Source organism: Treponema sp. OMZ 857, assembly GCF_024181085.1.
Taxonomy (GTDB): Bacteria; Spirochaetota; Spirochaetia; order Treponematales; family Treponemataceae; genus Treponema.
Genome location: NZ_CP051147.1, coordinates 243772 through 254846, shown reverse-complemented (window position 1 = coordinate 254846; position 11075 = coordinate 243772). Strand labels below are relative to the sequence as shown.

9 protein-coding genes are annotated in these 11075 nt (G+C 44.7%); 3 read left to right on the top strand and 6 right to left on the bottom strand.

The genetic code is table 11. The annotated features are described in order from the left end of the window. Positions 1 to 20: 20 nt before the first annotated feature. Both E4N66_RS01040 and E4N66_RS01035 read right to left on the bottom strand, forming a co-directional pair. Positions 21 to 335: a BrnA antitoxin family protein gene (locus E4N66_RS01040; RefSeq protein ID WP_253728629.1), complete on the bottom strand. Its 315-nt coding sequence runs from the start codon at positions 333 to 335 to the stop codon at positions 21 to 23. Beyond that, a complete protein-coding gene (locus tag E4N66_RS01035; protein WP_253728628.1) occupies positions 301 to 627 on the bottom strand; it encodes a BrnT family toxin in 327 nt (108 codons plus the stop codon). The genes E4N66_RS01040 and E4N66_RS01035 overlap by 35 nt, the downstream gene beginning before the upstream one ends. 89 nt (positions 628 to 716) lie before the next feature. Between E4N66_RS01035 and E4N66_RS01030 the strand changes: the two genes are divergently transcribed. Both E4N66_RS01030 and E4N66_RS13025 read left to right on the top strand, forming a co-directional pair. Continuing rightward, complete coding sequence (locus tag E4N66_RS01030; RefSeq protein ID WP_253728627.1) at positions 717 to 1199, top strand: adenine-specific methyltransferase EcoRI family protein; 483 nt, start codon at positions 717 to 719, stop codon at positions 1197 to 1199. After that, the gene (locus E4N66_RS13025) at positions 1093 to 1314 is read left to right on the top strand and encodes an HNH endonuclease (RefSeq protein ID WP_371922430.1); all 222 of its coding nucleotides are present in this window, start codon (positions 1093 to 1095) and stop codon (positions 1312 to 1314) included. The genes E4N66_RS01030 and E4N66_RS13025 overlap by 107 nt, the downstream gene beginning before the upstream one ends. On the opposite strand, the gene E4N66_RS01020 is transcribed toward E4N66_RS13025, so the two are convergent. Beyond that, the gene (locus E4N66_RS01020; RefSeq protein ID WP_253728625.1) at positions 1311 to 2285 is read right to left on the bottom strand and encodes a M23 family metallopeptidase; all 975 of its coding nucleotides are present in this window, start codon (positions 2283 to 2285) and stop codon (positions 1311 to 1313) included. The two genes, E4N66_RS13025 and E4N66_RS01020, sit on opposite strands and share 4 nt — an antisense overlap. Positions 2286 to 2440: 155 nt before the next feature. Between E4N66_RS01020 and E4N66_RS01015 the strand changes: the two genes are divergently transcribed. After that, positions 2441 to 4006, top strand: a complete 1566-nt coding sequence (locus E4N66_RS01015; RefSeq protein ID WP_253728624.1) for a phosphohexomutase domain-containing protein — start codon at positions 2441 to 2443, stop codon at positions 4004 to 4006. A 115-nt stretch (positions 4007 to 4121) separates the two neighbouring features. On the opposite strand, the gene E4N66_RS01010 is transcribed toward E4N66_RS01015, so the two are convergent. The 3 genes from E4N66_RS01010 to E4N66_RS01000 form a co-directional block, all read right to left on the bottom strand. Beyond that, positions 4122 to 5543, bottom strand: coding sequence for a small ribosomal subunit Rsm22 family protein (locus E4N66_RS01010; RefSeq protein ID WP_253728623.1), 1422 nt, complete (start codon positions 5541 to 5543; stop codon positions 4122 to 4124). A 125-nt stretch (positions 5544 to 5668) separates the two neighbouring features. Then, positions 5669 to 10330 (bottom strand): Ig-like domain-containing protein, encoded by a 4662-nt coding sequence (locus tag E4N66_RS01005; RefSeq protein ID WP_253728622.1) that lies wholly within the window; start codon positions 10328 to 10330, stop codon positions 5669 to 5671. 200 nt (positions 10331 to 10530) lie between these two features. Beyond that, positions 10531 to 10758 carry a NifU family protein gene (locus E4N66_RS01000; RefSeq protein ID WP_044014679.1) on the bottom strand — a complete coding sequence of 76 codons (228 nt, stop codon included), beginning with the start codon at positions 10756 to 10758 and terminating at the stop codon, positions 10531 to 10533. Between the last annotated feature and the right edge of the window lie 317 nt (positions 10759 to 11075).

The window sequence follows — 11075 nt, the reverse complement described above, 5'->3', positions numbered from 1 at the left end:
ATACCGCATATTATAGTCTCTTACATCGATGCAATCGGACACCCGTTCATTCGCGCCCACCGCAGCACATTGTTCAGCCGCGCTTGGTAGCCTTTTCCATCTTTTTTCAGCCAATCTAACGTATCGTTATCGATTTTTGTATGTACATCAGTCTTAGGTATTTTCAATGACTGAAAATAGTAAAAGCCACCGTTACTGTCAGACGTACTTTTAGGAATATCCTCATAATTTATTTCGCTATCGGGCATTTCATCCAATTTGTCTAATACTGCCCGATCTTCCGCTGTCAGCGGGGGAAAATCAATAACTTTGTATTCTCTTTGCGTTTTCTTCATAACATCGTACCTCCATTTTGTCGGCTTTTCGGGCAGATATAAGCCGTATCAAATTATCTCTATCTGTTGCTATTACACTTACTATGTAATATCCTTCAATTTTACCAATATATTTCTCCCTATATTCATCATCGGAATGGGAATAGTCATACACATTATACAGTAACGGATCGTTGAATACACGGCTTGCAAGTTCAAAAGATAAATCTCCATGTTTTTTCTTGTTGAGTTCATTCTTTTCCGTATCCCATACAAATGTATCAAGATATACAAAGTCCGTATTCCGCTCCATAGTCTTATGGTACATTATCCTTGTACATAAATCAAGGAAAAGCATAACGCTTTGACAATAGCACGAAATCCGGTATACTGAACCCAGCGATGGCAAACCAAAATCTTTCGGCAGCAAAAACAGCCAAAAACGATGAGTTTTACACCCAATACCCCGACATTCAAAAAGAGATAAATGCGTACATTGAATATAATCCTAATGTATTCAAAGGTAAAACCATTCTCTTACCGTGCGACGAGCCGGAATGGAGCAATTTTACTAAATTCTTTGCACAAAACTTTGCAGCATTCGGATTAAAAAAACTCATCAGCACCAGCTACGCCGTCGAAAGCAAAACCTATAAGCACTATCAGCCGAGCTTATTTGAAACAGAAAGTCCGCTTTTTGATGCAAACAAAACCCGAATAAAAGGAAAAATCTTCACCCTTACCGCTGATGAAAACAAAGATGGTAGAATAGATATAAATGATTTCAGATGCCGAAAAAAAAGACACTTCCAACTGTCCGCTCTGCGCTTTAGAGAACACCGGCAACAAAACAAAAATCTGGAAATTGAGCGAAATGGAGACTGACCATGTTTCCGCTTGGAGCAAAGGCGGCGCAACCAATAGCTCAAATTGCCAAATGCTCTGCAAAACGCATAACCGGGCAAAAGGGAATAGACGAGAATGTCACCCTTCCCTTTAAAAACTAAACTCTTTCAAAAAGAATTCGGGATTTACAGCGCCCATATTCAGCCGCACTTCCCAGTGCAGATGCGGACCGGTTGCAAGCCCCGTTGCACCGGAAAGGCCAAGCGTTTCCCCTTGTTTGACATATTGACCTTCTTGCACGTTCAGCGAATCCATGTGGTAATAGAGACTGTATAGTCCCGGCAAATGTTCTACCACAACGCTCCAGCCGGTAGAAATACGGTTCTCTGCCAGCACAACTTTTCCCTCGGCACAAGAGTGAACGGGAGTCCCCGTCGGCACTCCATAATCTATTCCATAATGCAGCGTAGTACTCGTTTGCTTGTCGGCATATTCAAAGACCCGGCGATCGCCAAAACCGGACGTTATCCGTTTTGAATCTACCGGTATTGTAAAGGGCTTCAATGTATACACATCCTGCGGTGTTACCGTTTCAAGAATTTTATTGAGTTTTTCACTTTGTGCACGGCGTTCCGGACTCACATCCTTCCTAATTCCTGTATTTCTTGCATCAAGCACAATATGCTCGGAAACAAATTGCTTTTTTTGAATACTGAATGGCAGCGTTATTTCTTTTTTCTGTGCATCCCCTGTTGAAATAATCACTTTAAGTGAATAAACATCCTTGTCGGAAAGCCATGTCGAAAGCGGAATACCCGCAAGCATCTCAGCCGTTTCCGTGCTGCGATTTTGTGGATTTGTAAAGAAGAACTGCGCGGAAGCAGCACGCTCTTTTCCCTTAAAGAGCTGCAAAACGGCAGCAGGCTTTTGTGAAGTCTTATTAGATGTTGCTCCGGGCATCTTCATCGAAAGACGTACGAATACTGCGTCTCCCGGCTGAGCCTTTGCGTTGTACGTTACAGAACCGCTGTAAGTCTGCTCCTGAAAACGCACCGTCTCTGTCGCAGCTAACTGTGCCGCAACAGCAATGCTGATAATAAACCAATAAAAAAATTTTTTGTTCATGTTTATATTCCTGCTCATTCCTTAATGGTACCGCAGTTTTATATATCAAGCAAGCTATATCATCAGATCATCATTTTGCGAGAGGGTTCTCCCCGACTAAAAGCCGCGCTTCCCCCTCTACCCCACACGCTTTTTTTTGCTATAATGAATGCACTATGAACGAACATGATTTTTTAAAGCTGCAAAACGGCAGCGATATCCGCGGCGTTGCGCTGGAAGGCGTTGACGGCGAACACGTTAACCTGACCAATGAAGTCTGCCGGAACATCGGCGCGGCGTTTGCGCTCTGGCTTTCCGCAAAAACAGGACGCAGCACGGATACGCTGGTGATCGGTATCGGACGGGATTCCCGGCTGTCCGGTGAAGCGCTTGAAAATGCGCTCATCGAAGGGCTTGCGGTGCAGCGGGTTACTATCGTGCGCTGTTCGCTTGCTACCACACCGGCAATGTTTATGGGCACCGTGTTTGAAGAAACAAACTTTGACGGTTCAATTATGATTACCGCAAGCCACCTCCCGTTCAACCGGAACGGGTTCAAGTTCTTCGATAAAACAGGCGGGCTTGAACGCGCCGACATCACGGAAATTTTACGCAGTGCCGCCGCACAGCATGATGCTACAGCGCAGCACAGTAATGCCATTCCGCCTGATACCGTCGCACAACAGACTACCGGAGACAGCAACGCGCCGAAATGCCGATCATTCGATTTAATTGCGCGATACTCAAAACACCTACAAGACGCAATCAGGAAAGGCTTGAACTTCCATGCCGAAAAGCCGCTCGCAAACTTAAAAATCGCGGTCGATGCCGGGAACGGTGCGGGCGGCTTTTTCGCGGAGCAGGTATTAAAAGCACTTGGCGCCGATACCAGCGGCAGCCGCTTCCTTGAACCGGACGGAACCTTTCCCAATCACATTCCCAATCCCGAAAACAAGGTGGCGATGGAAGCGGCAAAAACCGCTACCGTGCAAAGCCATTCCGATTTAGGTCTGATTTTCGACACGGATGTTGACCGTATGTCGGCAGTGCTGTCCGACGGAACGGAGGTCAACCGCGATGCAATTATCGCAATGACGGCGGCAATCCTTGCACCCGACTATCCGCACAGTACCATCGTTACCGATTCGGTAACTTCCGACCGGCTCACCTTCTTCCTTGAGCAGGAGCTGGGGCTCACCCATCTGCGGTATATGCGCGGCTACAAAAACGTAATCAACAAATGCCGCGAATTGAACGAGCAGGGCATTATCAGCCCGCTGGCGATGGAAACGTCCGGACACGGCGCGCTGAAAGACAATTACTACCTCGATGACGGCGCTTTCCTTGCCGTAAAGCTGGTAACATCGCTCGCGAACGCAAAGCACGCAGGAAAAAATATCGAAAGCCTGATTGAAAAGCTGCCGCCGATGGTAGAAGAAACTGAATTGCGCTTTAAGATACGCGGCGAAGATTTTAAAGAATACGGAACGAAGATACTGCAAGCATTTAAGGAGCGCGCCGAAAACGCAGGCTTTGAACTGCCGCAATCGTATGAAGGGGTGCGTATTTCGTTTAAAAGCGCGGAAGCACAAGGCTGGATGCTGCTCCGCTTATCCCTGCACGACCCCGTTATGCCGCTGAATATCGAAAGCACCCGAAAAGGAGATCTTGCAAAGCTGAAAGACATCGCCCGCGCATTACTGGAAGGCTTCAACCGGCTCGATATAAGTGAGTTGGGGTGAGTAAAGGGCGGAGAGGAGGATGTGCAGGGAAACGAAAGATGTGTCAAACCACAATGGTGGCCATAGCAAACAATGGTGGCCATAGCAATTTAGAACTAATCGTTTCTCTCCACTTTTACAGCACCTCTACCAACAGCGCATGGGTCTTTTTATCCCGCTGATTAAGCTTCACTGACTCTTCCGGCAGGATGAGCAGTGTACCCGATACGGCGGTATTTAGCACCGATTCTTTGTACGCATGGCCGGTGATGAACATAAAGCCTTTTTCCGAACAGGCATATCTGCCGATAGTTTGAGGATCCGGTTTGATGATATCCGAACAGATACGCACGGGTATCCCATCGGAAGCCTCCCGCTGTGCGGTGCCGGAAGATATGGCAGATGAGGATAACGTTCCGTATAAAAAACTTAAACTTGCACGCTCTTTTCCCAAATGTGAAGCCTCTGAAAGACGGAGAAGGTTCTCAGGCGAATCGTGCGTTTCAAAAGTAAAATGGCACCATTTATGAAACGCTACCGGCATTTTCGCCGTTCCGGTTTGGAGAGGACGATTGGGGAAACAACAAACTCCGGCATGGGGACACGGCGCATATATAGAAAAACCTGCCGCTAAAAATTCCGTTCTCAACAGGCTTAAAAACTCGCCTGCAAGCGGTATCCCCGGTTCAATGAACAGAACCGAACCGGCGGGCTTTAGATAGTGCATAACCGTACGGTGCGTTTTTTCGGCCTGGTCATCGAGGGAGAGCGGGCTGTTCCAGAATATCTCATTGAACATATTTGCTTCCGTTACCAGCGATACTTTTTCGGCCAATGGCGTACCGAACGCCCCGCACACTTTCTTAACAGTCCACGGAATTTCGCCGTTGTCATTCTTTTTACCGGTGTATGCACAGAGCGCTAAAAAAAGCTCTTCACCAAAGCCGAGCGCCTTATTAGAAATATCCACACAATACCATGTCAGCCGTTTTTTCCGCAGCTCCGGTTTTGCAATCCACAAAGCGCAGACCAAAGTAAGCGGCCCCGAACCGAAGTCCGCAGCATAATCGCCGTCATCAAGCCGGATATCAATATTCTGTAGGAGCTTGGTAAGCCGCACTAAATTCCACCAGACATAATAATGCGTATATGCAGAAAGCTTTACGGGATCATTTAAATAGTGCGTTTTTCTGCTGCTTCGCTCATCCGTCAGTTCATGGAAAAGCGTGTGAATGTGCTGCGGTAACAGCTGTTTCTTCTTTGCATCGAGCGGTAACACCTGATCCAACAAGGCAGGGAAATGCTCTAAGATATTTTTAGCTTCAGGAGTCAGCTCTGCAAATATCGGTCTGCCGAATGTATAAAGTGCAGTGTTTCGGTTTTTGCTTTGCTTCTCATTTTTTTGATTAAGACGCTGTCCGGAAGTTTTTTGATAAATATCTTTCTCTTTTGACTGATGCTTCCGGTTCTTTTCCTCTACTTGGAATTGATTGTGCTTGTCTTGCGTCCGAGCGGAAGACGGTTTTTTAATAAATTTTTCATAAAAAGGTTTTTGCATACTCATTATCGTTATATTATAGAAAAAACCGGACGTTTTTGCAAACGTGTGTATTTTTACTCCGAAACAACACGTTAAACATCTTTTAAAACAAAAAATGCAGCGCCTTTGGCGCTGCATTTTTTTTAGAATACATCAAAGCGGAGACCGACCGATATATGCGGAAGGACACCCCTTATTGCTGAGGAAGAACCGCCGCTGACATCGGTTGGGATAAACCACAGCTGCCCTTCTGTATACACAGCAAAGCTTCTAAAATACTTCATTTTCTTCTTCGATAACTTAACACGGGGGAACTCTATCTGTGCCAGCATAGCAGCAAGAACTTGCGGCTTTCCCTTTTGGGTTTCCGTAAAGAGCGAGAAATTTGCCCCTAAAGCACCGGTCATATATAACCACGACCAATCAGGTCCTGCAAAAGATTCAAAAGGCAGCTCGAATACATTTGCAAGAATCTTCATACTTACTACGTGCCCGCCATACCGCATTCTTTCCTTACCCTTATAGAATAAATCCCATTGCGATTGCAAGAACTGTCCGTAATGAAGTTGTAATTTCACATTGCTGCCGAAGAAACTCAAACCAACTCCGGCATTCCAGAACGTAGCACCCCAGAAACCGACATCAAAATGCAACCCTTGTATAACCTTTGGTATACCATAAAGGTATTTATCACCCTTTCGTAAAGATAAAGAAACATTAGTAAGAGAAACATCATCGGTTGCTAATCCTGCATACGTCAAAGATTGGTTATAGGTTCCGCCTTCATCCGGAGTAAGCAGTGTAACAACAGGAGCCGTCTTATCGATACTCACTACCATACGGCAAACGGCAGTTTCATTATTTGCCATTCGAGCACGCACGAGCAAGAAATGTTCACCTTCTGCCATATCGCCGGTTTCAAGCCGGTATTTCCAGTTGGCTTTCGAACCGAGCGGGACAAATGTTCTACCGTTATTAAAACTAAGTTCTACTGCAACTAATTTCTTTGCAGCGATTGCTTCGCGAACACCGACTGCCGTAGATTTGTCTTTGAGTAATAACTTCTCTTCTTCGGAAAGAGTGTATCCCGCCTTACCTTTCAGATACGGCCGCTCAACGGCAAAATCACCCATTGCAAAATTATCAATCGTAATCCACGGACCAGAGGTCTTATAAACTATCGAATGAACGGCAGAACTTTCCGGTTTATTTTTTACAATTTCTGCTTTAACCGATATTTTATGCGAACCTTCGGTCATACCTTCAGGCGTTATTCTAAAATTAAAATAACCGGTCGGAGAAATAGCGGACGTACCGCGCTCCGCACCATCGATATATAAGGTAGCCGACTCAGGGAAAATCGTACTGGAAATCTTTCCATATATATTAAACTCGCCGACCAATGTTTCTCCCATAAGTGGAGCGAGAAGCTCAATCTTTCCTTTATCATTACTACGATCAATGACAAAGTTTCGGGCAATATTGGTAACATTTCCTGCTTCATCTGAACCGACAATTTCAAGGTTATAAGATCCTTCAGGAAGATCTGCAACATTGATACTCTTTGAGACGATAAGCTTCGGTTCAAGCACTGTATTTGAAAACTTCGCCGGTACCGACTGACCTTGTAATCCTTTGATATGAACGGCAACTTCTTTTAAGGCGATTTCGTCATATACCTGTCCGGAAACAAAAAGCTCATTGTCGTATCTTCCACCGGGGATGGGATATTCAAACTGGAGTACCGGTGCCGTATTATCGATGTTTACCAGAGTAGAAGCTCGAGATTCTTCGCCGTATTGGTCTACAGCTTTTATAAACACTACATGGGTTCCATCGGCAATCACAGCGGTATTAAAATCATAGTACCAGTTCTCACCACCTTCTGCTTTAGAATAGGTATTTCCGTTGTCAATCGACACCTCAATTGACTTGATGCCGTTTTTATCGGCTGCAGTTCCTTTGATAGAAATAATATCTTTTACTATGGACGTACTCGCCGGCGCCTGAACCGCAACTGACGGAGGTTCAAGAGAAACCCGAACCTTCCGCTTAAATACATTGCTCTTAACGCCATAAATATCTTCGGCATAAATTGAAATAGTATGTTCATTATCCGTAAAATCGGTTAAAGCAAGCGGAACCGTAAAGGTATTCTTTACTTCAAGAGATTTGATTGCACCGTTGTCAATCTGATAAAAGACTTTCGAAACGCCGTCATCGTCATGGATGATACCGGACAGGACAAAATCTTTTACTACAATAGCATCTTCTTCCGGTAAGTGGACTTCAATAATCGGCTTATCCGACTCAGTGTCTATTTCAAAAGGATACTCGTTATATGTTGAGACATTCCCTGCTTTATCTGTAAATCGGAACACCATTCCCTTACCGATCGGTGCGGCTGCCGTCCCGATAATTCTATGGGGAAGAGGAGAAATTTCCATGGGCTCCCAGGGACGATTAGAACCTTCCGGTTTATACTCGATTTTTTCGAGGGCAGAATAGTTATCCGGTTTAAAAGCCACCAAAATAGAACCGTTCACCTTATCGCCTTCACGAGGAAGGATAAGCGACACCTGCGGTCCCTGCGAATTTTTATAGAATGTCCGATATGCAGAGCTTTTCTGTCCAAGCACATCGACTGCATGTACACCCACAACAATAACGCCGTCAGGATAATTTTCCAGCGCAATTTTCTGAGAGAACTTAGCGGAAGGAAGCGGTTGCGCTTCGGCATCTCCAACCGTGTATGTTATCGACTGTAATGCGGAAATATCGGAAATTGTGCCGGCTAATTCCAGCGATTCTTTTATAAAGCGAGGCTCTTCGGCAAGCGTCAGCTTAATTACCGGAGCGGTTTTATCAACGAGAATATTAATACCCGAAGAGATAAAAGTCCGGCCTTCCGTGTCCGTAACGGTAATCCGTACATTTTTATATACTCCTTCTTCAGTGACAGCGAGCGCAATGACATGACCCGAAAATGACAATTCGCAGGGTATTGTAGAACCGGCTAATTCGACGGAAGCAATCTCCGCCTCGCCTGCAGGACGATATACCGCCGTTAGCGTATTGTTATCGGATAAAACAAAAGTTCCGTCAGAAGATTTATTCCCTTCCGCCCAGGCAAAAGCTTCTTCTTCCGCAGTTGTCTGAGAATCAATTAAAATAGTTTGAGCGACAGCCCTGCCGTATATATCGGAAGCTTGTACTGCAACGGGAACCACCTTGCCGGTAAATGAAGAATCAACCGGAATACGGATAAGCGTATTTGCAGCCCCTTTCCTGATTGAAACAGGAATTTCAGTATTATCTGCAATAGTGTATGAAACCGAATCAAGTCCGGCTCCGGCGCTGACAGTTATTGTAACGGGAGTCCGGCTATCAGGAGCCGCCGACTGCACAACACCGGAAGTTCCCTCAAGTCCGATAACGGGCTTCGTACCTATTACCGAGAAAGATACCGTTTCGGTATTACCTCTTACACCTTGTGGGTTAACGGCATAAACAGAAACCGTATGCGTTCCTCCCGAAATATCGGTAATAGGAACGCCAAAAGCACTCATGGTGACGGGTACGGTTACTTCCTCCCCTCGATCGATTCTATAGCGTATTTCGGAAACTCCGAAACCACTTTGAATTGAACCGGCAAGATATATACTGTTACCGGTAATGGCATTGGCAACGGGCTGTACTATTGTAAGGCGTGGAGCATCCACGGATTTATCAATCGTAATTGTCCGTACTACCTTCGTAATATTGCCGGCTGCATCTTCGGCAGTAATCTCAACGGTCTCGGTTTTATTTGAAAAACCGCTCACATCAAATTCTTTAACCCAATAAGAATTTCCTTTAGTCAGTTCAAAATCTCCGGCTTGATTCCCCATTCGCCACGATAACGACTTAAGATTTACCGCATCGCTTGCAAAGCCTGCTATCCCAAAAACGCTATTAACCTTTTCGGAAGGGGCAGGATAAAAAAAATCAACCACAGGAGGAGTATTATCAATAAAGAATAAGAACGTAGAAATACCTTCGGCTCCTAATTTATCAACCGCCTTAAACCAACATACGGTCGGCCCCTCAGGCATTTTACGTGTATCAATGTCAAGCTTAAAAGAAGAAACGTCCGCCTTTTTATCATATTTAAGCGCAAGCGGCGTATAGGTATGTCCGGCATCCAGCGAATAGAACAGCTTACTCACGCCGTTTCCATCCCGCACGATTCCTCCCAATACCTGTTTACCGGAAATCAGGGCACCGTCATCCATAGTGGTTACAAGGGTTTCAGGCGTATGCAGATTCAAATTAAACTCAACCGAAACGCCGTCACTCTTTAGTCCGTTAATGTCGATACCCCATGCAGTAATACGGTGTACCCCCTCTTGCAAGTCGGCAGTATTAAAGGTTTGTGTCCAAAACTGCTTACCTTTTGCACGGACCGGTTCATTGTCGTCTAAGGCTACTTCAATATAATCGATACCGTCATCGTCAAAACATGTTCCGGATGCACTAAAAGTTCCCGTAATATTCATATTTTTGAAGGGGTTTGTAATAGACACAACCGGTTGATCCGAGCGGGGGTCTATGTACATATTAAAGGGGCCGGCTTCTCCGATATTACCTGCCGAATCTTCGGCCGTAACAAGTACATTATACTTACCCGGCTTTTTCCCCGTAAGATCAAAAGATTCATCCCAGCTTTCGGGATTTTCTACAGTGCGGGTTTCTACCTTGCCTCCGGCAAATAGAAATGCCCCCAGAAAGGCGGACGCACAGACACAGAGCAGTAGCTTTTTCATAGAAGTTCCTTATTAAAGTAAATAAGCTCTCGTTTAATACGGCAGCTTTCTCCGGAAACTTATATACAGTACCGGCATGCTACAACTTTTATAGTAATTCAGATTAAGAAGAAGATCATTGTTGTAAAAATTTCCTTTTAAGGTATCGGCACAATACCCCGAAAACTTGAGTATATCAAGATCGGGATAATGTAAAGATATTAAACGGAGACGACTTTTTTTATATCAGGATAGGATTCTTTTAGTTGAGCTTCAATACCGGATTTTAACGTCATCAAAGCCATCGGACAGGAGCCGCACGCCCCCTTTAATCGGACGGAAACAACACCGTCATCGGATAATGAGACAAATTCAACATCGCCTCCATCCGCTTGCAAGTGAGGACGAATACCGTCCAAAGCCTTTTGAATTTCATTGACTGTAACCATAGACCATCCCCTCAGCACTCATAAAATGTACTGATCATTAATAGACATCTTTCAAAATTCCAATTACTAAAATAGTCCTTTCAGTTTAAACAGTATTTAACAGCAGCAGTTACATATTGGACACGTTTTAGTATACGAAAGAGGCATCTTTCTGCTTTTTGCGCCTTTTTCTCACATAACTTAAAGCTTAGTCTTGCAATCAAAAACCGTTTCCTGTATAATTTATAATCTTGCTTATAGACAGTTTTTGAAAATTGATATTTTTAGCTGCTGTTTTTTTTGACGTAAAAATCTTATAGAAATGAGGTAAAAGAATT